Below are 21,293 nucleotides of genomic sequence, written 5' to 3'. Positions count from 1 at the left end.
TCGCGGGCGTTTGAGATACTGGTTTACAGACGCTCTCTTCTCTTTTTGTCGTGTCGGCTGTCTGTATTTGATAATTATACAAAATATAAACGCGGGTATTATTGTTAAGATTTAAGTCCGAAAGCGGTGCCAGAAGCCAGCATGGCTGACGCGAGTCTCGAACTTGCGGACCCGCCGGGTGGGGACCTGGGGGCGGAGACACTGGTTCCACCGCCGCTCCCGCCCGACGACCCGGAGGCGTGGTACGCAGACGGGGTACAGGCACAGGACGAGATTCACCCGGGGGTCGTCGTAACCCTGTGTAAGGAAGACGGGGAGTTTGAGTACCGCGTACGCGAACCGGTCCTGACCGCGCGTGACGAGGACCAACTGGCGCGCATCGAGAGTCACTTCGCGGACGCACACCTCGAACGGCCACGAACCCGGGAAGGGGCCGCCGAGGTGATGGACGAGGGGTTCGCGCACAAACACGAGCGGGTGGCTCGCCGGCTGGTCGAGGGGTCTGCCCCCAGCCGACGGCGCATCACGTATCACGCGCTCGCGTCTCTCGCCTGCCTCGGCGACCTGACGCCGTACGCACTCGACGACCGCATCGAGGTCGCAGACGCCGGCGAATCGGGCATCGTCGTTCACACCGAAAAGTACGCGCCGGCGGCGACGAGTCTCCCGGCTGACCCGGCGTTTATCGAGCGGTTCGCGAGCGAGCGTATCGCACAGTATACCGTTTCCTTTCACGGCTTCGAGATTCCCGTGATTCGCTACAGAGAGAACGTCCTCGGCAGAGACCCATTCGAGCGCAAGTACGCTGTCCGGGAGCCGGACCTGTTGCCCGGCGACGAGCAACTCATCGAGGAGTGCAAAGAACGGCTCTGGGAGACAGCTGTCGACGGCGTCATCGACGACGAGGTCGCGTTCGTCCGCGAACGTGCCGAGGCGATTCTCTCCCGCAGACTCCACCGTCGCAACACCAGAGCGTGGGTGGACGCGCTGGCCTACCGGGTGCGGTCGGCCCTGGCCGAGTACGACCTCGCTGTCCCGCCGGTCGAACGCAAATACGCCGACGACAGGCTCGACGACCTCGTCTACTACGTGCTCCGGGATTACGTCGGCTACGGCCAGCTCACGGTGCCGATTCGTGACCCGACACTCGAAGACATCGAAGCAAACCGCGTCGGCGAGCGCATCAAGGTCATTCCCAGAGACGCCGACGCAAAGCGCGTCCCGACGAACCTCCGCTTCGAGGACGAACAGGCCTTCGTCAACGTGGTCACACAGCTCGCAGCGAGCGACGGGACGGAGCTGAGTTCGAGCACGCCGAGCGCGAAAGTCAATCTCAGCCCGCCGGGCGTCGACGAGACAATTCGGTGTGCGGTTGCACTCCCGACTATCAGCGAGGACGGCCCACATCTCTCGATTCGCAAGCAGTCGACAGACGTGTTGACGCCGGTCGACCTCGTCAACAATGGCTCCCTTCCGACTGAACTCGTCGCCTTGCTGTGGCTCTACTACGAACACCACGGCGTCGTCCTCTTCTCGGGACCGACTGGGGCCGGCAAGACGACGCTGATGAACGCCCATATGCCGTTTATCGGCTTCGAGGACCGCCCAATCAGCATCGACGAGGGCTCGCGCGAGGTAGAGCTACCACACGAGACTGGCGTCTCGCTCACCACGCGCGACCACGAAAACGAACACAAGCAGGTCACGATGGCCGACTTGATGACTGAATGTAACTACCTCAACCCAGATGTCGAGGTCATCGCCGAGGTGAACACCACCGCGAGCTTCGAGACGTTCGCAGAGAGCATCAATACCGGCCACGGCCTCATCGGTACCACGCACGCCGGCGATATCGAGACGCTGGTCAACCGCGTCATCGAGCAGGAGCTACCGCCTTACCTGCTCCGGGAAATCGACCTCGTTGTCTTCCCGCGGCGCATCAACGGAGACCGTTATGTCGGCCGTGTAATCGAACTGCTCGACGAACACTCGTTCCAGCAACTCGACGACGCCGCTGACTGTGGCCGCATCGAAAAGAGTGACACCACCATCTACTGGAACACTGTCCTCGAACACGACGAGTCCGGAACGTTCAACGTTGCCTTCGCGGGTAACGACGCAAGTGTGTCGACCTTCGAGCGACTCGGTCACCTGACCGACCGGTCGCCCGAGGCAGTCCGAGACGAGTTCCGGCGTAAACACCGGTACGTGAAACACATGGTACAGGAAGATATCGACGACTTCGACGCACTGTTCGAGTTGCTTGCCGACCTGGAGACAAACGAGGCCGCAACAGTCGAACGCCTCTCCCGGCAGGCAGCCACTCGGGAGACACGGGAGGTGGACGCGGACCGATGACCGGCGTGCGCGAGGGGCTGAACGGTCACCTGGGCGCACTCGATAGGGGGCTGTACGCGCTGTTTTCACGCCACGCCGACGAACAGGCCCACGCGACGGACAGACAGCACTACCGGGCCGCCGGACTGGAAACGAGCTTCGACCTCTATATCGCTCGCGTCTATGGCCTCGCCTGGACGGTCGGTCTGCTGGTTGCCACACAGCTGTTCGTCACGACGCTACTGGCACCAAGTGGTCTCACGGCGGCCTTTCTCGACGTTCTCGGCGACGGCGTCCCCGTTCTCAACGAGGTTCGCGTCCCTGCGGTGCCCAGACTCTACGTTGGGGCCGTGTTCGGGGCTCTCGTCGGGGTCGCCGGTCGCTGGCTCGTCTTGAGGGCGGGACGACTCTACCTGAGTCGTCGTGCGGCGGCCCGGCGGGCCGAGATAGAACGGACGCTGCCGGGAGCAGTCCGATACCTCCGGGTGCTCGCCTCTGGCAGTAACGACCAGCGGGAGATGCTCCAGCAGGTCGCCGGCCAGGATGCCTACGGCGCGACCGCCGACGCTTTCCGGCGGATACTCAACAAGGCCGCCTTGACCGGCAACCTCGACGAGGGACTCACGACGGTCGCTCGTGATACGCCTTCGCGAGACGTACTCGCGCCGTTCCTGTTGAAGTTCAGAGAGCACGCCGGCCAGAGCCGTGACTCTCTCGAAGGCTATCTCGAAATGGAGGGCCGTCTCCTCTCACAGCGCCAGCAGCGAGCCCACCAGCGCGCCAGCGGCTACATGGAATTACTCGCGGAGTTGTTCGTCGTAATGCTCGTCTTCCCCGCGCTGGCAGTCCTCATTCTGACCGTCGCGAGCGTCTTCACGCCAGAACTCAATACGTCGGTATCGACACCGCTCGGAGCGTTCACCTACCGGGAGGTGTTGGTGTACGCTGCTGCCGTATTCGTCTTGCTCATGGGATTAGCGACGGCACTGACCGTCGCCGCGCTCCGGCCGACTGACCACGCGATGCCGACGTACCAGCGTCCGACAACCGTCGGCGATACGCTCAGGACGGCACACGAAAACCCCGCGAGCGCGGCCTTCGTCTGTCTCGCTCCGGCTACGTTCACCGTCGGTGTGCTCTGGTCGCTAGGCTACAAGCCGATTGACGTTGCGTTGCTCGGCTACGCAGTCTACGGGGTGCCTGTCGGAGCCGTCGCCAGCCGGCGGGCGCGTCTCGACGACGCCAAAGACAGGGAGATACAAGATTTCATTCATGCGGTGTCGGGCCACGTCAGCCTCGGACTGCCGTTTCCGGCCGCCGTCCGACGGGTCACCGAGGATGTCGACTTCGGCCCGCTCCAACCTGACGTGGAGGCGCTTGCGTTCAATCTCGGGCTGACGACGAGTGTCGACGAGACCGACGACGTACGAGCGGCGGCACTCGACCGGTTTGTCGGCCGGGTCGGCACGCCGCTTGCCTCACAGACGGTCGGTCTGGTCGTGGGTGCACTCTCGGCAGGGAGCAACACCGAGAAAGTCTTCGAGACACTGGAGACCGAAATCGGACGGCTCTATCACGAACGCAAGGAATTACGCTCCCAGTTGATGGTGTACGTCGCCGTCGGCTGGACGACTGCGCTGCTCGTGGTGGGTGTCGTTGTTGCGGTCAACGCGACGGTACTCGACGGGTTCTCACAGCTCTCTGGCGTCGCGGAGTCAACCAGCAGCACGTCGTTAAATCCCGCTGCTATCGACCCGGCACAGGACCGCGAGCGGTTCTATCTCGTGACGCAGGCGACAGTGCTTGCGTGTGGCTGGTTTGCCGGGATGGCGAGCCGCGGGAAATACGAGGCGCTGCTCCACTCTGGTCTGCTCGTGGTAATCACCTACGTTGTGTTCACAGGGCTGGGGGTGGTCTGATGCGCGGGCAATCTCACATCGTCGGGTTCGTGCTCATCCTCGGCTTCGGTGTCGTCGCGCTCGGGACACTCACCGCCGGGGTCGGGACAGTAATCGAGTCACAGTCTGCAAACGCCGACGGAACGCGGGTCGCAGCCGACCTCGGCGATGCCAGTGAAGTCATCGAGCGAACGGGAGTCCAGACTGACCGTGTGAACTTCGCGAATGGACAACTCAGTACCACTGAGCGGACGCTTCGTGTTCTCGACGGCGGCAGCGTCGAGCAGACGCTTGCGGTCGACGCTCTCGTCTTCGAGAGCGGTGACAGGCAGGTCACGAGCGTCGCCGGTGCAGTCATCCAGCGCGCCGGTACCAGCGCGTGGCTCGAACGTGCGCCGCCGATAACGACCTCGGAAACGAACGAGGTGCTTGTCGTCGGCGCCCCCATCCTCGGAACAGACCACTGGTCGGTCGGTGCTGACGGCGGTATCAGTGTGACACTTCGAACGAATGTGACACACGACCGGACCGCTCTCGGCCGCGGGAACTTCGCCGTCGCAATCGAGACGGCCACTCCTGGTCCGCTCGAACGATACTTCGAACGCCAGAACGCGACGACGAGTCGTCGACAGTTCTCTGGCGACGAGCACGGGAGCGTAGTAGCGACGTTCCCGACAGAGCGGACCGGCTATCTGGTTGTTCACGACCTCAATCTGGAGGTACGGGATGGGTAAGCTCTCGACTGCTAGTCGCGGGATGACGCCAGTTGTCAGCAAGACGCTCGCAATCGGGCTGGCGACGCTTTACATCGCCGGAATGACGACCGCACTGCTCGGCGGCGTCGTTCCCGCCTACGAGACGCGTGCCGGCGGAGAGCTGAGCGAGCGAGTGCTTGCAACGGCGGCCGGCGAAATCGAGCGTGCACCGCCCGCAGTTGCCGGGAGCGTCGAGAGACAGACAACGCTGACACTTCCCGAGACGATAGCAAACGACGAGTATCGGCTAAAACTCTCGAACAGCACACTCGCACTGGTCCACCCTGACGGTGCCATCGAGCGCGAGACACACCTTTCGCTTCCGCCGGCTGTGACGCCTCAGAATAGCACAGTCAGCGGCGGTCGGGTCGTCATCGAGGTCAGTGGGTCGCTGGCGAACCGAACGCTGGGGCTCGGAGACAAACAATGAGGGGACAGACAGAACTGGTGGCTCTTGGCGTCGCCTTCCTCCTGTTGACTGGTGTCACCGTTGCCGGCGTCGTCGTCGCCAACAACTCACTCACCACTGCCGAGCGTGAGACGCTCGAACAGCAGACCGCCAGAACGCTCTCTGAGCGACTGGTAAGTGGCGACGCTCCACACACCGTACGCAGAAACGTCGTCGCCAACGGCACACTCAGGGCACTCGACGAGACACAGCTCCGCACGCGATACAACCTTCCCGACGAAGCAGCCGTCCGACTTGCGCTCGGCGAGGAATCCATACTCCAGACGGGACCGATGACAGACGGAACCACGGTCGAGCGACTCGTCCTCGTCGAGCGCCGGACCACGACCCAAATCGAGCCAGCGTTCGACAACAGTCGTACTGCGACACTTCCTCGCCGAACGTCGACGGTGCGTCTAACAATCGCTCCGCCCGCTGGGACGACAGTCGAACGCATGTTCGCAAACGGTCGCGTCGTTCTCTCGAACGCAAGCGGCCTTCGTGGCACGTTCACAGTCTCACTCTCACCGTTCGAGACGGCGACCCTTCGCTTCGACGCTGTCGGTGTCCTCGACGCGGGAAGTGTCCGTATCGCCTACGAGCCGGCCGACACGACCAAGACGACACTACGGGTGACCGTCGATGCGTAGCGACCGAGGACAGGCGTCGATTACCGTCGTCGAGACCGGGCTGGGCGTGTTACTGGTGTTGAGCATCCTGTTCACGTTCGCACTCGGAACCGCAGGCGAGGCAGGCCAGTCCCAGCCCCAACTCGATATCTACGCGACAGATACGGTGACGCTGTTGTCAAACGAGGCACCGAGACACCAGGACCAGACGCGACTCGCGGAGGTTGCCAGTTCAGAAGCCGCCTTCGACCGCGAGCGCGACGAGTTGGTGCGACGCATCGACAGGACGCTTCCCGACCACGTGCTGTTCCGGGTCGAGACTGCACACGGGACGGCCGGACACCAGCTTCCCGACGACGTGGCAACTGGCGAGGCGACTGTCTTGACCACCAACGGTGACGTAACGCTCAGGGTGTGGTACGCATGAGCGGTCGCTCTCACGATGTGACCAGAAGGCCGTGGCGTGACCGGGGACAACTCGTTTTGGTCGCCGCGCTCGCCCTGGCGCTCGCGCTCGTCGCGCTCAGCGTCGCATACTTGCAACTCGGCTACGACGAGGACGTACACCGCCTGGACCAACAGCCGGGACAGCAACTGGAGGGCGTACTGGAGCGAGCCCTTCACAACGCGTCTGTCGGGATACCCGAAGACTACGGCTGGACCGACCGAGACGGTGCTGTACAAGCTATCACAGACCGGCTAAACGAGACTGTCACACGCTTGGAGACGAGCCGCATACACGATGGACACGTCTATGCTATCACTCGCAACGAGACACACGCGACGGCGTGGCAATCCGACAACTGCCTCGCTGGGCCAAACAGGCAGTTCGGCGACTGTGACAGCGACACCGGCGTCGTCGTCCAGGAGCGGCACGGCCGGACACATATCCTCGCCGTCGCGTTCGACCTCGTGATAACGACGCCGGACAGCGAACTCTCGGTAACGCTGACAGTCGAACGCGAGCCCGAAACATAAGTCAGTGGGGACGCAACCGTGGGCCATGAGTGAGCACGGCAGAGAGACGACCTACGGCCTCGAAGACGTGACCGCGGTGTTCGAAGCGCGCGAGGACTACGCCGAGCCGCTGACCGCAACTGAGGTCGCCGACGAACTCGGCTGTTCGCGCCGAACAGCACTGAACAAGCTCCACGACCTCGAATCAGAGACGGACCTGACTAGCAAGACTGTCGGAGCGCGCAGCCGCGTCTGGTGGATTCCGGTCCACGTCTAGATATCGAATCCCCAGTCGCTCGCCCGCGACTGGGCCTCGGCTCTGGCGGCATCTTTGATTTCTGCGATACGCTCTTCGTCGTCGAGAAAGGCCGACACAGCGTCGTGGTCGGGGTCGGTAGCTGTGTCGTCTTCGGGCGCACGCTCTCGTGTCCGGCATGCGAGGTCGCGGTCACCAGCGAGCTGTTCGGCGGGGGCTCCCGGGTCGACAGCGAGTTCGGGCGTCTCCTGAATCTCATCGAGTGCGTCCCGGTCGAGTTCGTACAGCTCGACCCGACAGGGGCCGGCGACGGCGATATCAGTAAGTGCGGCGGTCCCACCGTTGTCGGTCCCGGTGTGATAGACGAGTCTCGGTATCCCACGGTCGAAGGTGAGGACGCCAGCGCCCTCGCTGTCGAGCAAGAGCGTATCCTGCGGTTCGAGGCGGATGTAGCCGGTGAGTTCGTCGTCCAGTGCGCGTTCGAGCGGTGTCGTCAGGTCCGTGACGACCCGCTGGCGGCGCAGGCGACCCTGTGGGACGTTCATAGCTCGTCGGGAATGACAGCACTCCGAAATCGGTCTGCGACAGTGCCGGCGTCACGAGCCTGGACCGAGAGGGACGCGGCGGCCTGCCGGTAGGCCTCGGCGGCCGGCGAGTCGGGCGCATACGCAAGCAGTGGCTCCCCCGCGCGGCGTGCCGCCCGGACTGTCTCACTCTCGGCGACAGTACTCAACGTCTCGCCCTCGAAGTATCGCTCGGCCTTCGGGGCGATGTCGTCGATTGCGGCGTCGTCGGTGACGCGATTGAACAGGACGCCGGCGACGCCGGTGCCGTATGTCGTCGCGTACTCCTGTACCTTCATCGCATCTGATAGAGACGGAATTGTTGGCTGGACGACGACGATGAGACGGTCCGCCAGCACGATTGGCAACACGGCACTGCGACTCCCGAGCGTCGCTGGAGAGTCGAGCAATATGATATCAGTCTCCGCCGCGAGAGTGGCCACGACATCCCGAAGGCGTTCGGGTTCTGCTTCTTTGAACCCGGAGAGCGACGTACCACACGGCACGACCGTCATCCCGAACCTGTCGTAGACCGCTTCCTCGACGGTTGCCTTGCCTGCGAGTACATCGTGTAGTGTCGTCTCGACGGCTGCCAATCCGGCGTGAAACAGCACGTTCGCCATCCCCGTGTCGGCGTCGATGACCGTCACATCGTACTCCTCGGCGAGCGCCATCCCGAGTGCCATCGTCGTCGTGGTCTTGCCGGTCCCACCCTTCCCGGAAGCGACCGCGAACGCCTCGACCATGGTCCTCGTTGCCGCCGCTTCCGGCATAAACGCTTGCATCAGCCGGGCGTGGCTACCCGTGGACCACAGTGAGACAGTTCCAGAGCCTCTCCAGATCTGCCTCGGTAGATGCCGCAACGAACAGGGGCCCGTCTCGGCGGACGACGCCGCCGGCCTCGACCGCGAGGAGTTCGGTAATCGCTTGCTCTTCTTCGTCTGGGTGGAACTGCACCAGCCCTTGCATTCGGCCGCGGGCGAACAGTCCGGAGTGGACTGTGGGTGCCCAGCTAGCACACACTCGTTTCACCTCGGCCCCGACAGCCTGCTCGATTGCGCCGGCCTGCTGAGACAGTGTCTCGTCTCTGGGGACGTTCCGGCCACGGATGAACGCGACCGTCCCCGAATCGAGGGGCACAGAGCGCTCGGCCGTGACTGTCTCGCCGTTGTACCGGACGCCATCTCCCTCCCGGACCAGGTACGTCTCGTCTGTCACCGGCTGGCGGACTGCGCCTACGACCGGGTCGCCGTCACGCCGAACGGAGACGGCCGACGCAAACAGCGGGAGCCCTGTGGCGAAGTTGTTCGTCCCGTCCAGCGGGTCGACAATCCACTGATAGGGCCCACTTCCCTCGAAGACGCCAGCCTCCTCGGCGACGAGCGGGTGGTCGGGAAACGCCTGGCGGATGACCGGGAGCATCCGCGCTTCGGCGGCCTCGTCGGCTGCTGCCTTTACGTCGTAGGAGGTGTAGGTCCCTGCATCGTCACCGGCGCGGTACCGCCTTGCCAACTCTGTGCCGCCGGCGTGAACGGCGGCGCTGGCAACTGCCTCGATATCCGGTATTTGTGACATAGACGACAGTTTATCGAGAGATTAAAACACCTGTCGGTCCACAGCAGAAGCCGTAGTTTGGAAATAATACACGTCGCCCGCCACTGTTGCCGACCCGTGCGGGCACTGTGGTGCGTCGGGTGTCCTACTCCTGAACCCACCTGGAGCAGCGGATATCGAAACTGCCGCAGTCCGGACAGTGGTGATGTTGGACCTCGTAGGTCGCGCCACAGGAGAGACACACGTACGGCAGCGCCTCCTCTGTGTCGATTGAGAGACCCGAAGCCGCTTTTGCCCTGTCGAACACACCCATCGCGACCACAACACAGTCAAAGTTCCGAATCGACAAAAAAGGGCTTGATTGTTTACGTTATTTTTTGACTGTCTCGTGTTGCGGTTTGCCAATCCTGTTGTCTGTGAAACAACTACGCCCGTATGGGAATGCGGCACACGCGCTGAAATATACTAAAACAAATACTTCTACTGAGAGTCTCACGCGCTCGCAACCGCTTGCCGATACACTCACGAAATGGTATGGAACTTACCATTCTGGTGGTCGGGGTTATGACTATCTATCGCCGCGACTAGAAATGATATGATTCTTACAACCGCGTCATTACGTCGCTTTGATTTCGCCCTTGTTTGGACCACTGTTCGACTCCAACTGTCTCGCTTCTCACTCTGCCTGTCATTTTGGGTAGCCAGCGCCTGTCTCACCGGGAACAACATCAGGCCGTGGACTGTCACTGTCACCGTAACGAACCGGCGGAGCAAACTCGCCCACACGCGAGCGGAGAGCCTTTCTCGGTCGTACCCATCGGCCTGCCAGCCACGGTGGTCTGTTGGTCTGACCCTCGCGTTTGACAAGCGGTGCTTGGTCTTCAGCGTGTACGGATACGGTCCGTCAGCTCAATCGTGTCGGTTAGATGTCGGAGAAAGTCCGCCCTCCCCGATTTGAACGGGGGGCAAGTCGATCTACAGTCGACTGCTCTACCAGTCTGAGCTAAGGGCGGACATAAACCAGTACGATGGCTGGTGGACTTAACCATTATGCATTGTGCCGACCAGCGCGTCTGACCCGTGTCAGACAGCCAGCGAAGATTGAAATAGGATGGGTGACAAACGATATATCGACGCGAATGAGCAAGATAACGTTCCGTGCGGACGACGAACTCATCACGCAACTCGAAGAGTTCGATGCCTCGAAAAGCGAGGTCATGCGCGAGGCGCTGCGCGAGTACCTCGAGTCCCGCGGTGAGACATCTTCGACTGCCTCGGCTCATGGCGGCGACAGTCTCGACGATATCGTCGCCGAGCGTGTCGACGCGCTCGTCGCGGACCGTCTCGACGGAGCGTTTACACCGCAACAGCCACAGGATATCAACGTAAACATCTCGCTTGATGGCGGTTCATCCAAGGAGACGGACGCTACAGCACAGGGAGTAAACACCGGTACCGAGGCGTCACACACGCAGGCCCACAGTGCGTCACACACGCAGGCGCCGAGTAAGACAACGGCGGAAGCCGGTGAAAACGCCGACTCAGAGGAACGTAAAACGTGTACTCAGTGTGGCGAAAACCTGTCGCAGTCCCACGTTTACTGCCCCAACTGCGGAGAGAAAGCGTCACACAGGGTGTTCTGTGAGTGTGGTGACGAACTCCGAACCGACTGGGGCTTCTGTCCCAGCTGTGGGCGACGCACGCCAGCGGCCGACGTACTCGAAGAACACTAAAGTAGTGAAAACGCTACGCAGCGGTTGTCTACCTCGGTAAACGAAATATCGTCATACGTCTGACCGGTACTTTTATTATGCCCCAGTCTGTTGTAATTCGTGCGTAAGACGGAAGTCTTACACAGTGCCCGGGAAGGTAAACGCGCCGTCGCCGTCCTTGGGTTTTGCTGTGTAAGACGACTGAGCGAGCCAACACTCGCCATCGTCTTACCCACAAGGGGAATACAAAAATGGAGCGTGTGACACTACGGATTCCGAAACAGCAGATCGAAGAGGTCGAACAAATGGTCGAAACCGGGGAGTACCCGAACCGGAGCGAAGCGATTCGCTCGGCGGTGCGGGAGATGCTCTCTGAACACGACACAGAGCCGGAGCGCCCCTCGGAAAAGCGCAAGCGGCGCGAAGAGCGCACGTGGGCAAAGGTGTAACGATGCAGGACATCGTCAACGAAGCGCTCGAACGTGACGAACAAGAACAAAAACAGATGGCGGATGCCGACGGCTTCGGGGACCCACGCATCGTCATTGTCGGCTGTGGTGGTGCCGGTAACAACACTGTCAATCGACTGTACAACATCGGTGTTGAGGGTGCCGAAACCATCGCTATCAACACCGACAAACAGCACCTGCAGATGATTGAGGCAGATACGAAGATTCTGGTCGGCAAGTCTCTGACCAACGGTCTCGGCGCAGGCGGCGACCCCAGTATGGGCGAGCGCGCCACTGAGATGGCACAGGGGACAATAAAAGAGGTTCTCGGTGACGCCGACCTGGTGTTTGTCACCGCAGGCATGGGTGGCGGCACCGGCACCGGTGCAGCGCCGGTCGTCTCGAAAATCGCCAAAGAGCAGGGCGCTATCGTGGTCGGGATGGTCTCGACGCCGTTCAACGTCGAACGCGCACGGACAGTCAAGGCCGAAGAAGGGCTCGAACGACTCCGCGAGGAGGCGGACTCTATCATCGTGCTAGACAACAACCGCCTGCTCGATTACGTCCCGAACCTGCCAATCGGCAAGGCGTTCTCGGTGATGGACCAGATTATCGCCGAGACGGTCAAGGGCATCTCCGAGACCATCACGCAGCCGTCGCTCATCAATCTGGACTACGCCGACATGACCGCCATCATGAACCAAGGCGGCGTCGCGGTAATGCTCGTCGGCGAGACCCAGGACAAAAACAAGACCGACGAAGTCGTCAAAGACGCGATGAACCACCCGCTGCTCGATGTCGACTACCGCGGCGCGAGTGGCGGACTCGTCCACATCACCGGCGGCCCCGACCTCACCCTGCAGGAGGCCGAGGGCATCGCACAGAACATCACCGAACGTCTAGAGGCAGACGCAAACGTCATCTGGGGCGCTCGCATCCAGGAAGAGTACAAAGGAAAAGTCCGCGTCATGGCTATCATGACCGGTGTCCAGAGCGCGCAGGTGCTCGGACCGACGACCCAGAAACAGGCAGACAAGTCCCGGCAGGCAATCAAAGGCGTCGACGACGAGAGCTTCGACGCCGCGGCGAACCTCCAGCAGGACCAGGACTTCGGTGAAACCGACGGCGGACGCGAGGATGTCGACCAGCAGAACGGCCTCGATGTCATCCGGACTGACTGAGTTTCGGAGCAGTCGACAGCGAGCGACCATTTTCTGACTGTTATACCGCTTCGAGCGCATCGAGCAGCCCGCACTTCCGACACAGGTCGCCGGTCGTCGGACCCCCACAGTTCTCACACTCGTCGAAATTCGGCGATTCGCTCCGGTGTTCGGACGCAGCCAGTGCCGCGAGCTTCTCGTAGCCGGCCATTATCGAGTGGCGGGTCCCCGGGTGACGCTCTTCGAGTTCGTACAGGAGCTCCTGAATTTCACCCCGGTAGGCCTCCGACGAGTGCGGGCATTCGGTAATGTGTGCGGGCAGTTCCCTGAGCCGCGCGTAGAGGGCAACCTCGCGTTCCGGGATATCGCGCAACGGCTTCGCTCGGGGGATGAATTCACCGCTGTCGCCCCGCGTGTGGCCGTGTTCGTCTCCCCCGAAGGGGCCGAGACTCGCGTCGAACTGTTGTGCAATTTGTGTGATATCTCCCTCGAGGAAATTCATCAGCGCTGTCTCGGCTTCGTCGTCTAGATTGTGACCTGTCAGAAGCTTGTCAGCACCGAGGTCGTCTGCGTACCGGGAGAGAACGTCCCGTCGAAACACGCCACAGTATGCACAAGCTGACATGTCTTTTGGGTCGTCTTCGGCTACTTCGTCCATCCGGATGTCGAACTCGTCGGCGTAGCTGACGACCTCGTGGCGGATGTCGCGGTCGGCCGTGAGTTCTTTGCAGGCATCGAGACTCTCGTCGCGATAGCCGTCGATGCCCTCGTGAATCGAGAGCGCGACCAGTTCGACCCGGGGGTCGGCCTCGAAAGTGTCGAACAGGATGTCGGTGAGAACGACGCTGTCTTTTCCGCCAGAGAGACCGATGACCCACGTCTCCGGGTCCTCGGGGGTCGCGTCTTTCGGCAGGAGGTTGTCATCACGGATTCGCCGGTGAACCCGCTTTTCGACAGAAGCACAGAGGTGCTCCTCGCAGAGATGCAACCCCGAGTATGCGGCGTGTAGCACCGCGTCCGCACCACACTTGTCACACTCCATCATCGGTGGCTTACCGACTGGCGCGGTTGACCCTTTCGGTCCCGCGTCGCTACTGTTTTCACCGCGTGGCCCTCAAGAAGAATAATGAGCGAGTGGGACCGACAGCGGGCAATCGAGCGCATCGAGGAACTCGTCGAAACTGTCGAGACCGAGACGATGCCCGTCCCGGTCCGCGAACTCTGGGTCTTCGGAGACATTGCGCTCGGTCTCGACCCGGTCGAGCGACTCGACGTTTACCTCACGAAAGACATTCTACTCACCGACGAGCCAGACCGCGAAGCGGAATTCATCGACTCTCATGGCATCGAAGGCGTCGGCAAGACCGTCAGTGCGGAGTGGGCCACGGAGCATCCCGAATATCTGCGGGCGACGCCAGGTGGCTACGCGGCACCCGAGAAGTGTCTCGCAGCCCACCTCCTCGCCGAAGGCGAACCGATTCACCTCGAAGTCTGTAACGCGAGTTTCGAAGACAACGTTACACAGCGCCTCGAAGGTGCGAAAGCGCGCGACAGCTACGAAGAACTGCTCGACCCTCGGGGTGTCTGTCTCTGGATTGACGGCCAGCGCTCGGACACGGCCTTCGAGAAGCTCCGCGCTGGAGAGTTCGTCTTACCGACCCTTCCCGATGCACTCGAAATGCTTGGCCTCGAAGAGAAAGAAGCGGCACGTGCAGCCGAGACTGTCGAGGCGTACCGCGAACGCCAGAGCGGCGTCTCTGTGCGTGGCGACATTGTCTAAGTTTATATACGAAACCGAGACCAGCGCCCGTATGTAGCAATTCGCCACGAAGCGAGACGCGGTCGCGTGGCGCACCGCTTCGTCTGACCCGGGCGCAACCGCGCCACCTGTTTGCCCTACAGACGGCCACTGGTCACGTAAAACGGGACGACTTCGCGCTGGCAGTAGGTTCCGTTCTGCATCTGCTCGATGACTTCTCGGCCCATCGCCCGCCATTCCTCACGAAGGGCCTCGAAGGATTCTGTCGATGTATCACCGGCGAGTATCGTCTCTCGGTCAGCGTCGATACCGGTCCCGCTCGCCTTGCGCCGGGCGTCTTCGAGTGCGCGTTCGGAGTACGGTGACTCGATACGCCGCTCGTGGTCGTACCGCTCGACGCGCACGTTTTCGAGGCCGGCCGCGACAAAGAGGTCGGGAACTGCACCGAGCGCTGCGTCGGTCTCGACGCCGTCGAGATACCGCTCTCGTGCGCGTCGGGCAAGTGGTGCCTCAGCAGTGACAGTCGACTCGATAGCGACGGCACTGTTGTCGGGTTCGATGACGGCGACGCGGTCGGCCGAAACGCGGGCGAACTCTTCGATTACTGCGGCCGGGTCTGGTAGGTTGACCAACAGCGCCTGACACACGACCAAATCGAAGCTCCCGTCGGCAAACGGGAGTCGGGTCGCATCGCCGCGGAGACGGGGGCCAGCGACGTGGTCGAGGAGGGTCCGGTCGGCATCCAGAGCAACGACAGTCCCGGCTGTCTGGTTTCGGAGGGTTCGCGTCAACTCACCGGTTCCAGCACCGACATCGAGAACACGCTGTCGGTCTTCTAGGTCGAGTTCACAAAGTGCGTCCAGTGAGTCCTCCCACATTCCCGCTCTGGTCGACTCCAGGTACTCTGCCGTGAACTGTCGCACAGTCTGTATAGGTCAGTGAACCGCAAATAGCCTGTCGCCTTCGACCGTCGCTCACTCGGCGAGTTCGTGCACGCGGTCGATGTTCCAAGCGAAGCCTCTGCCGTCTTCGGTTGGCGTTTCGAGGACAAGCGGCACCTCGCGAATCGCGTCGTGGTTGACGAACGCACGCATTCCGTCGTCGCCGATTTTACCCTCACCGATGTGGGCGTGTTCGTCTTTGTTCGTGCCACAGGCGTGTTTCGAGTCGTTGAGGTGGACACAAGCGAGGTTTTCGAAGCCGACGACATCGTCGAACTCGCCGAGTGACGCCTCGACTGCCTCGGGCGTCGACAAGTCGTAGCCGGCAGCGAAGGCGTGTGCCGTGTCGAGACAGACACCGAGGTCCTGGCTCGACCGTTCGAGTACGGCGGCCAGATGTTCGAATTCGCTGCCGAGTTTCGTTCCGCTTCCGGCGTCAGACTCGACGAGGACCGTGACACTCTCGGGGATATTCAGGTCGTCGAGCGTGCTCGCGGCGTTGTCAAGCCCCTGCTCGACGCCTGCGCCGGTGTGTGCACCGAGGTGGACGTTGACGTACTCGATGCCGAGCTGTGCCGCGGCGTCGACTTCTGCCTGCATGCTGTCGAGTGACTTCTCACGGAGGTCTTGCTTTGGCGTCGCCAGATTTACCAGGTACGACGAGTGGATGACCCACGGACCAACATCCTTCTCGACCGATTTGGCCTGAAAGCCTGCCGTCGCGTCGTCACTGAGCGCGGGCTGTTGCCACACCTGCGGCGAGGTGGTGAATATCTGCCCGCAGTTGCCGCCGAATGCCCGCTGCCGGTGGACCGCGTTGCGGATGTCGTCGTACGGCGGTGTTTCGTCGTCGGATGAGACGCGCGAGCCAGAAACTGAAACGTGAGCGCCGACCTGCATGTCAGGGTAGTGGCGCCCGGCCCACATAGCAACTTCGGAGTGAGTCAGGCCGACAGCGGGTCCGTGCGTCGACGCGTCCACTCGTCGCTGGCGTATTTCTCCTCGGCAATCTGCGCCGCATGCTCGAGTTCGTCGTCTGTCCACTCGCCAACGTCTGCGTCTACCCAGGCCGCGAGTGCCGTCTCAAGCGCGTCGACGGCCTCGTCGCGGTCGATACCTACCTGCTCGCGGACGGACGTCACCCGGTCGTCGAACGTCTCCTTGCTTACCTCGTCGGTCTCGAAGACACCGATATGACGGTCGGATGCCAGTGTATACGACAGCGAGCCGTGCTGGATGACGGCGTCGCGCTGGCGATACTGGGCGTTGCCGCTGATTTTCGCTCCGTCGGCGAGAATGTCGTGTGCAGGGTTGACCTTCCGGAGATAGCAGGCTGGCTTGTGAATCTCGGGGTGTGCGTCTTCGGCGAACGCCGCGTCGACACCCATTCGGTCGAAGGCCGCGAGGACTGGCGTACACAGCAACTCGTAACATTCCATCAGGTCGCCGGGCAGCTCGCTCTCGGGGCCGACAATCGAGTAGGAGATGTCACCCGCCGTATCGTGATAGATGCCGCCGCCGCCGGTCGGACGGCGTGTGACGGTGATACCGTTGCGGTCGCAGTACTCCCAGTCGACGGTCTCAGGGGCCTGTCGGTACCCCAGTGAGAGCGTGCTCGGTTCCCAGGTGTATACCCGGACTGTCCGGGGGCCACCCGAGGCCGCAGTCTCGGCGGCTACTTCTTCGAGTGCCATCTGCATCGGACCGGAGCGGCGCTCGGCTGGAATCAGACGCCACTCCCTGTCTGCGAGGTCGGTCATACCTGTGAATACACTCCCGGCGAACAAAAACGCACGCAAAGCGTGCCTGGTGTGACCGCTTCACTCCGGATTCCCGTGTTCGTCCCAGAACTGGTGTATCTGGCCGTCGAGAAACTCTGGCGTGAGTCTGACGAACTCCGCTTGCTCACCCGTCGAAAGGTACGGGAAGACGCTGTGTCTCGCGTCGTCGACGTATCGCTGACCGACCAGTGCACGAATGCCGACCTCGTCGGTCCCACGAATCACGCGCCCGATAGTCTGGCGTGCACGCCGGACTGCCGGAACAGTCAGGGCGTACTCGAAGGCCTGGTCCTCTCCGAACGCATCGGCGTAGGCGCGCCGGACCGCCGTCACACGCGGCGAGCCGATGTTGACCAGCGGAATGCCAAAGACGCCACAACAGTGTAGCTTGTCGCCGTCATAATCGACGCCTTCGGTCAGCGTCCCGCGCGTGCTCGTGACGAGCACCTTCCCGTCACCGTCGAAAAAGCGCTGTTTCAACGCCTCTGTCTCCTCGTTACTCGAGCTCTCGTCGAGAAGCGTCGGTTTCTCGACGACTTCCGAGAGATAGCCCTCGGCCCACGCCGCCTCCCGGTAGTTCGGCATGGCGAGCAACACGTTGCCCGGCGAGCGTGCCAGCGCTCGCAGAACCTGTGCGTACTCGTCGCGGGTGCGGTTCCACGTTTCCGGACTCGCGTTCTCATCGGGGTCACCACGATTACGGGCGGTGAACGGCGTCGTATCGACCAGCAAAGAGGCTCGGTTCGACTCCGGGAACGGCAGCGTATACGTCCGCTCGACGACCGGCCGATTCGCCGCTCGAAGCGACTCCAGCCCCGCAACCTCGGCGAAAACATCGAGCGGTTCCAGGGTCGCGCTCATCAGGATACCTCCGCCGAGTCCATCGAAAATTTCCTGGAGCGTCTCGCCGGGCATACACTCGAACAACACCAGGCCGGCGGTGTACTGTGCCTCCCAGGGTTCGCTGACGCTTCGCTTGTCTTTGGGTGCGTATTCGAGCTCGACCTCGCGGAGATAGGTCGCGTGGTCACACTCCCACCACTGGCTCATGACTGCGCCGACCGCGGTACAGACCGGTGTGCGCGCCAACCCGAGTTCGTCGATGACCTGCTCGACGGCGACGCCCACAGTCGACAGCGAGCGCCACAGGTCGCCGGTATATCCCGCCGACTCGGCCCAGGCGGTTAGCTCGTCGCGCTCGACGGCCTCGGGGTCGCGTAAGGGAACTTCGATGTCGTGGTCCGGAAGTACGTCGAGCTGTCCCGTTCGCCACTCGCGGCCGAACTCGGCGTCTAGATACGTCGCGATGCGGTCGTCGAACCACCCCAAGAGGTCATCGTAGAAGTCCCGGGCCTGCTCGACTGCACGCAGCGGCACGTCGTGACTCGCCAGCTCGTCTTCGACCTGCTGGCGGTGGTCGCCACTCTGACGAGCACGGGTCAACAGCTGTGCGAAGTCGTTTCGCGCCCGCTTGAGCGTCTGCCGGCCGACCCGGTTCGAGAGCAGGTCCCTGACGCGCTCTTCGAGACGGTGTGCTTCGTCGACGACCAGAAACGTCTCCTCACCCAGCACCGACTCGAGCAGGGGTCGCGAGCCGGGGTCGAAGAGATGGTTGTAGTTGCCCACGATGACCTCGGCCGATTCGAGCAACACTCCCATCGCTCGGTGGGGACAGGTCCCTCGCTCGGCCGCCGCCGGCAGGTACTCTGTGGCGGTAACGACGTGGTTTTCCCCGGCCTCGAACCCCACAGGCGACCCCTTGTTCCGGGCGTACCAGTCGGCCTCGAACGGACAGTACAGCGGACCCTCCTCTCCGTCGCTCATCGATTCCGGGGCCGACTGCTGGGTCCGGGGGTACGGCGTCTCGGCACCTGCGGTCTCCAGCGTGTCGATGGTGATCTGTCGTTGTCCTGTGCCGCCCGGCCTGGCGTGTTTCACGAGGTCACTCGCCCGTTGTGGGTCCCACCAGACATCCTCTGTCTCGCCGCCAACTGCGGCTGTTGTGGCGGCCATATCGTCACCGGTGCCCTCGCTTTCGACCAGACCAGCGGTGTTCTCGCGCAGGTCCTCACAGCGGTCGTGAACGCCCACGTCGTCTGGGAACACACCTTCGCGACCGTAGGGACACAGGTCTCTCTTTCCTACGAGGGCAACACCGGTCAGCGGCTCGTCGAGTCCCGCGTTCATCGCCCGGAGGTCTTCGACGAACTGGGTCCGTTGCTGTTTCACCGGCGTTACTACGACGACGTTTTCGTAGTCGCCGTCGCGAACGAGAGCGGCTCCTGCGGTGAGTGCGGCCATAGTCTTGCCAGTCCCACAGGGGCCTTCCATCGCCAGATATCCCCGTTCGCTGCCGACCTCGATTGCTGCCTCGATTGCGTCGCGCTGATTCGCGTACGGCTGCTCGAATCCAAAGTAGCGGTCCCAGCGCTCACCGGGGGTTTCGGCCATCCGTCGGGCACTGGGGCGTCGTCGGATTTGAACCTGCGGATTCGTCGCTCACGCGACAGACAGTGCTGTTGCTCACCGAGAGAAACGTGAGAGACGCCGGGATCGACTATCGCCAGGCTGGAAGCGAAGCAGCGTCGTCGAGTTGGAGTGTAATGAACGCGTCGTCTTCGGTGATGTCAGCGAGGATAAATTTGTCTACTGGACCCTCCTCGACTGAGGCCATCACTTCGCTGCTCGCTTCGACTTCGGCCGGGACGATAGTATCCGGCTCCATGCATGTTAATAGTTCTCAACGACACATAAACCTACCGAAAACAACCGGCGAAAATTGCCAGACGTGACGCCGCCGGTGTGCGACGCACGTCTGACTCTTGTATGACATTTTACAATATTGCTGACAGCAACGAGGTCGCATATACACTCTCTCGGCGCGATACGTCCCGGCGTGGCGGCTTTCTCTTGGCAACACGAGATGTCTGGGGGGACTGCTCGGACGGCCAGCAGACGCCACTGGCTCAGTCGAGTCCGAAGAAGTCAACGGCGTTTTCCCGGAGGATTTTGCGTTGTACTTCCTCAGAGAAATCGAGTTCCGCGAACTGTTCGAGCCACGGCTCCGGTTCGAGCATCGGGTAGTCGGTCCCGAACATGACCTTGTCTTTGAGCAGACTTTTTGCGTAATGGAGCACCTGGTCGTCGATGTACCGGGGCATCCATCCCGAGAGGTCCATGTAGACGTTCCCCTTCTGCTGGCAGATTGCGAGCTGTTCTTTCTCCCAGGGGTAGGCCGGATGGGCAATCAGTATCTGGAGCTCCGGGTGGCGTGCGGCCACGTCGTCTATCAACATCGGGTTCCCGTATTTCACCTGGAGGCCGCGCCCACCGGGTGAACATGCGCCCAGCGTGGAGTTGCCGCCGTGGAAGACGACCGGGACACCGAGGTCTTCAATCGTGTCGAATAGCTGCTCGTACTCGGGCTGGGACGGGTCGAATCCCTGCGCGATTTGCTGAAACTTGAACCCCGAGAGGTCGAGGTCTTCGACACACCGAATCGCCTCCTCGACGCAGTCGTCTTTCAACGGGTCGACCGACCCGAAGCCGATGAAGAACTCGGGATGTTCGTCGCGCACCTCGGCGACGTAGTCGTTTGGCACGGGCGGATTTCCGGTGTTCGTCTCGGCGTCCCAGCCGAGCAGTACCGCCTTCCCGACACCTGCGTCGTGGTACTCCTCGATCATCTCCTCGTAGCTCCAGGTCTCCATCTCGGAGCCAAAGCGGTCGGCAGCGTCTTGCATCATCTGTCCGCCGGCGTCGTGTAGGAACTCGCTGGTCGGCTGGTGGGCGTGTGTGTCTATCGCCTGCTTGTCGTCCAGAACGTTCAGTCCGTCAACACTCATACTCCCACGCACGTGCGCACGGGGTAATAGCGTTACTCCCTGTGGGCTGGCTGATAACACTCACTCCCTGACTGTTATTGTAATCGCTGTCTCGGCCAGTTTGCCACTCTCGGCGGTCCACAACAGCACCTGTGTGAAGTGCTAGCACGACTTTCAGAACTATTATTGGTGATACTATCGTTATCTCTGGTATGTACTGGGGCAGCTCCCCCGACACCTGTGCAGCAGTCAGACCGAGCTCGACTGACC

At 62.0% G+C, this 21,293-nt stretch carries 22 protein-coding genes and 1 tRNA gene; 12 read left to right on the top strand and 11 right to left on the bottom strand.

Annotation, left to right across the window (positions count from 1 at the left end; all coding sequences use genetic code 11):
* Positions 1-141 precede the first annotated feature (141 nt).
* From BLR34_RS10720 to BLR34_RS10685, 8 genes are read left to right on the top strand one after another with little or no spacing between them, the layout of a single operon-like run.
* A complete protein-coding gene (locus tag BLR34_RS10720) occupies positions 142-2,358 on the top strand; it encodes a type II/IV secretion system ATPase subunit (protein WP_092702836.1) in 2,217 nt (738 codons plus the stop codon).
* A complete protein-coding gene (locus tag BLR34_RS10715; protein WP_092702834.1) occupies positions 2,355-4,256 on the top strand; it encodes a type II secretion system F family protein in 1,902 nt (633 codons plus the stop codon). The genes BLR34_RS10720 and BLR34_RS10715 overlap by 4 nt, the downstream gene beginning before the upstream one ends.
* Complete coding sequence (locus tag BLR34_RS10710; protein ID WP_092702832.1) at positions 4,256-4,969, top strand: DUF7289 family protein; 714 nt, start codon at positions 4,256-4,258, stop codon at positions 4,967-4,969. Before BLR34_RS10715 ends, BLR34_RS10710 begins: the two co-directional genes overlap by 1 nt.
* Entirely contained in the window at positions 4,962-5,420 is a 459-nt protein-coding gene (locus BLR34_RS10705; protein ID WP_092702830.1) for a DUF7266 family protein, read from the top strand. The genes BLR34_RS10710 and BLR34_RS10705 overlap by 8 nt, the downstream gene beginning before the upstream one ends.
* Complete coding sequence (locus tag BLR34_RS10700) at positions 5,417-6,088, top strand: DUF7263 family protein (protein WP_092702828.1); 672 nt, start codon at positions 5,417-5,419, stop codon at positions 6,086-6,088. The genes BLR34_RS10705 and BLR34_RS10700 overlap by 4 nt, the downstream gene beginning before the upstream one ends.
* Complete coding sequence (locus tag BLR34_RS10695) at positions 6,081-6,494, top strand: DUF7262 family protein (protein WP_092702826.1); 414 nt, start codon at positions 6,081-6,083, stop codon at positions 6,492-6,494. The genes BLR34_RS10700 and BLR34_RS10695 overlap by 8 nt, the downstream gene beginning before the upstream one ends.
* Positions 6,491-7,045, top strand: coding sequence for a DUF7261 family protein (locus tag BLR34_RS10690; protein WP_092702824.1), 555 nt, complete (start codon positions 6,491-6,493; stop codon positions 7,043-7,045). Before BLR34_RS10695 ends, BLR34_RS10690 begins: the two co-directional genes overlap by 4 nt.
* Positions 7,046-7,070: 25 nt before the next feature.
* Positions 7,071-7,301, top strand: a complete 231-nt coding sequence (locus BLR34_RS10685) for an HTH domain-containing protein (RefSeq protein WP_092702822.1) — start codon at positions 7,071-7,073, stop codon at positions 7,299-7,301.
* On the opposite strand, the gene BLR34_RS10680 is transcribed toward BLR34_RS10685, so the two are convergent.
* From BLR34_RS10680 to BLR34_RS10665, 4 genes are all read right to left on the bottom strand, one after another.
* Positions 7,298-7,825 carry a DUF8054 family protein gene (locus tag BLR34_RS10680; RefSeq protein ID WP_092702820.1) on the bottom strand — a complete coding sequence of 176 codons (528 nt, stop codon included), beginning with the start codon at positions 7,823-7,825 and terminating at the stop codon, positions 7,298-7,300. The two genes, BLR34_RS10685 and BLR34_RS10680, sit on opposite strands and share 4 nt — an antisense overlap.
* Positions 7,822-8,589, bottom strand: a complete 768-nt coding sequence (gene minD, locus BLR34_RS10675) for a cell division ATPase MinD (protein WP_092702818.1) — start codon at positions 8,587-8,589, stop codon at positions 7,822-7,824. Before minD ends, BLR34_RS10680 begins: the two co-directional genes overlap by 4 nt.
* A 52-nt stretch (positions 8,590-8,641) precedes the next feature.
* Positions 8,642-9,418, bottom strand: coding sequence for an inositol monophosphatase family protein (locus tag BLR34_RS10670; RefSeq protein ID WP_092702816.1), 777 nt, complete (start codon positions 9,416-9,418; stop codon positions 8,642-8,644).
* A 918-nt stretch (positions 9,419-10,336) separates the two neighbouring features.
* Positions 10,337-10,410 (bottom strand) — tRNA-Tyr (locus BLR34_RS10665).
* A gap of 126 nt (positions 10,411-10,536) precedes the next feature.
* On the opposite strand from BLR34_RS10665, the gene BLR34_RS10660 reads away from it, so the two are divergent.
* The 3 genes from BLR34_RS10660 (at position 10,537) to ftsZ (ending at position 12,739) form a co-directional block, all read left to right on the top strand.
* Complete coding sequence (locus tag BLR34_RS10660; protein ID WP_092702814.1) at positions 10,537-11,130, top strand: double zinc ribbon domain-containing protein; 594 nt, start codon at positions 10,537-10,539, stop codon at positions 11,128-11,130.
* A gap of 230 nt (positions 11,131-11,360) precedes the next feature.
* Complete coding sequence (locus BLR34_RS10655) at positions 11,361-11,558, top strand: ribbon-helix-helix domain-containing protein (RefSeq protein ID WP_092702812.1); 198 nt, start codon at positions 11,361-11,363, stop codon at positions 11,556-11,558.
* Positions 11,559-11,560: 2 nt separating this feature from the next.
* A complete protein-coding gene (gene ftsZ / locus BLR34_RS10650; protein WP_092702810.1) occupies positions 11,561-12,739 on the top strand; it encodes a cell division protein FtsZ in 1,179 nt (392 codons plus the stop codon).
* 40 nt (positions 12,740-12,779) lie between these two features.
* Here ftsZ and ncsA read toward each other — a convergent pair whose 3' ends face one another.
* Positions 12,780-13,760: a tRNA 2-thiolation protein NcsA gene (ncsA, locus tag BLR34_RS10645; RefSeq protein WP_092702808.1), complete on the bottom strand. Its 981-nt coding sequence runs from the start codon at positions 13,758-13,760 to the stop codon at positions 12,780-12,782.
* Between the two features lie 84 nt (positions 13,761-13,844).
* On the opposite strand from ncsA, the gene BLR34_RS10640 reads away from it, so the two are divergent.
* Entirely contained in the window at positions 13,845-14,498 is a 654-nt protein-coding gene (locus tag BLR34_RS10640; protein WP_092702806.1) for a DUF7095 family protein, read from the top strand.
* A 116-nt stretch (positions 14,499-14,614) separates the two neighbouring features.
* On the opposite strand, the gene BLR34_RS10635 is transcribed toward BLR34_RS10640, so the two are convergent.
* The 6 genes from BLR34_RS10635 to BLR34_RS10615 all read right to left on the bottom strand — a co-directional run bounded on the left by BLR34_RS10635 (position 14,615) and on the right by BLR34_RS10615 (position 21,044).
* Positions 14,615-15,400 carry a class I SAM-dependent methyltransferase gene (locus tag BLR34_RS10635; RefSeq protein ID WP_092702805.1) on the bottom strand — a complete coding sequence of 262 codons (786 nt, stop codon included), beginning with the start codon at positions 15,398-15,400 and terminating at the stop codon, positions 14,615-14,617.
* Between the two features lie 51 nt (positions 15,401-15,451).
* On the bottom strand, positions 15,452-16,318 hold the full coding sequence (locus BLR34_RS10630; protein ID WP_092702890.1) for a deoxyribonuclease IV: 867 nt from the start codon (positions 16,316-16,318) through the stop codon (positions 15,452-15,454).
* 44 nt (positions 16,319-16,362) lie between these two features.
* Positions 16,363-17,178 (bottom strand): lipoate--protein ligase family protein, encoded by an 816-nt coding sequence (locus tag BLR34_RS10625; RefSeq protein WP_092702803.1) that lies wholly within the window; start codon positions 17,176-17,178, stop codon positions 16,363-16,365.
* Positions 17,179-17,238: 60 nt separating this feature from the next.
* Positions 17,239-19,650 carry an ATP-dependent DNA helicase gene (locus tag BLR34_RS10620; protein ID WP_092702800.1) on the bottom strand — a complete coding sequence of 804 codons (2,412 nt, stop codon included), beginning with the start codon at positions 19,648-19,650 and terminating at the stop codon, positions 17,239-17,241.
* A 106-nt stretch (positions 19,651-19,756) separates the two neighbouring features.
* Positions 19,757-19,924: a DUF7556 family protein gene (locus tag BLR34_RS17010; protein WP_176765301.1), complete on the bottom strand. Its 168-nt coding sequence runs from the start codon at positions 19,922-19,924 to the stop codon at positions 19,757-19,759.
* A 241-nt stretch (positions 19,925-20,165) separates the two neighbouring features.
* A complete protein-coding gene (locus BLR34_RS10615) occupies positions 20,166-21,044 on the bottom strand; it encodes an amidohydrolase family protein (protein WP_092702798.1) in 879 nt (292 codons plus the stop codon).
* Positions 21,045-21,293: the final 249 nt, after the last annotated feature.

The organism is Halovenus aranensis (assembly GCF_900100385.1).
Lineage (GTDB): Archaea > Halobacteriota > Halobacteria > Halobacteriales > Haloarculaceae > Halovenus > Halovenus aranensis.
The sequence above is the reverse complement of the archived record's forward strand: the minus strand, read 5'-3'. Positions and strand labels throughout refer to the sequence as shown.

Bases quoted from the DNA above. Each gene is read 5' to 3' on its own strand.
- BLR34_RS10680 (WP_092702820.1), bottom strand. From the start codon at position 7,825: ATGAACGTCCCACAGGGTCGCCTGCGCCGCCAGCGGGTCGTCACGGAC.
- BLR34_RS10710 (WP_092702832.1), top strand. From the start codon at position 4,256: ATGCGCGGGCAATCTCACATCGTCGGGTTCGTGCTCATCCTCGGCTTC.
- BLR34_RS10615 (WP_092702798.1), bottom strand. From the start codon at position 21,044: ATGAGTGTTGACGGACTGAACGTTCTGGACGACAAGCAGGCGATAGAC.
- BLR34_RS10660 (WP_092702814.1), top strand. From the start codon at position 10,537: ATGAGCAAGATAACGTTCCGTGCGGACGACGAACTCATCACGCAACTC.
- minD (WP_092702818.1), bottom strand. From the start codon at position 8,589: ATGGTCGAGGCGTTCGCGGTCGCTTCCGGGAAGGGTGGGACCGGCAAG.
- BLR34_RS10685 (WP_092702822.1), top strand. From the start codon at position 7,071: ATGAGTGAGCACGGCAGAGAGACGACCTACGGCCTCGAAGACGTGACC.
- BLR34_RS10655 (WP_092702812.1), top strand. From the start codon at position 11,361: ATGGAGCGTGTGACACTACGGATTCCGAAACAGCAGATCGAAGAGGTC.
- BLR34_RS10620 (WP_092702800.1), bottom strand. From the start codon at position 19,650: ATGGCCGAAACCCCCGGTGAGCGCTGGGACCGCTACTTTGGATTCGAG.
- BLR34_RS10720 (WP_092702836.1), top strand. From the start codon at position 142: ATGGCTGACGCGAGTCTCGAACTTGCGGACCCGCCGGGTGGGGACCTG.
- BLR34_RS10690 (WP_092702824.1), top strand. From the start codon at position 6,491: ATGAGCGGTCGCTCTCACGATGTGACCAGAAGGCCGTGGCGTGACCGG.
- BLR34_RS17010 (WP_176765301.1), bottom strand. From the start codon at position 19,924: ATGGAGCCGGATACTATCGTCCCGGCCGAAGTCGAAGCGAGCAGCGAA.
- BLR34_RS10700 (WP_092702828.1), top strand. From the start codon at position 5,417: ATGAGGGGACAGACAGAACTGGTGGCTCTTGGCGTCGCCTTCCTCCTG.
- BLR34_RS10640 (WP_092702806.1), top strand. From the start codon at position 13,845: ATGAGCGAGTGGGACCGACAGCGGGCAATCGAGCGCATCGAGGAACTC.
- BLR34_RS10625 (WP_092702803.1), bottom strand. From the start codon at position 17,178: ATGACCGACCTCGCAGACAGGGAGTGGCGTCTGATTCCAGCCGAGCGC.
- BLR34_RS10715 (WP_092702834.1), top strand. From the start codon at position 2,355: ATGACCGGCGTGCGCGAGGGGCTGAACGGTCACCTGGGCGCACTCGAT.
- BLR34_RS10695 (WP_092702826.1), top strand. From the start codon at position 6,081: ATGCGTAGCGACCGAGGACAGGCGTCGATTACCGTCGTCGAGACCGGG.
- BLR34_RS10630 (WP_092702890.1), bottom strand. From the start codon at position 16,318: ATGCAGGTCGGCGCTCACGTTTCAGTTTCTGGCTCGCGCGTCTCATCC.
- ftsZ (WP_092702810.1), top strand. From the start codon at position 11,561: ATGCAGGACATCGTCAACGAAGCGCTCGAACGTGACGAACAAGAACAA.
- ncsA (WP_092702808.1), bottom strand. From the start codon at position 13,760: ATGGAGTGTGACAAGTGTGGTGCGGACGCGGTGCTACACGCCGCATAC.
- BLR34_RS10705 (WP_092702830.1), top strand. From the start codon at position 4,962: ATGGGTAAGCTCTCGACTGCTAGTCGCGGGATGACGCCAGTTGTCAGC.
- BLR34_RS10670 (WP_092702816.1), bottom strand. From the start codon at position 9,418: ATGTCACAAATACCGGATATCGAGGCAGTTGCCAGCGCCGCCGTTCAC.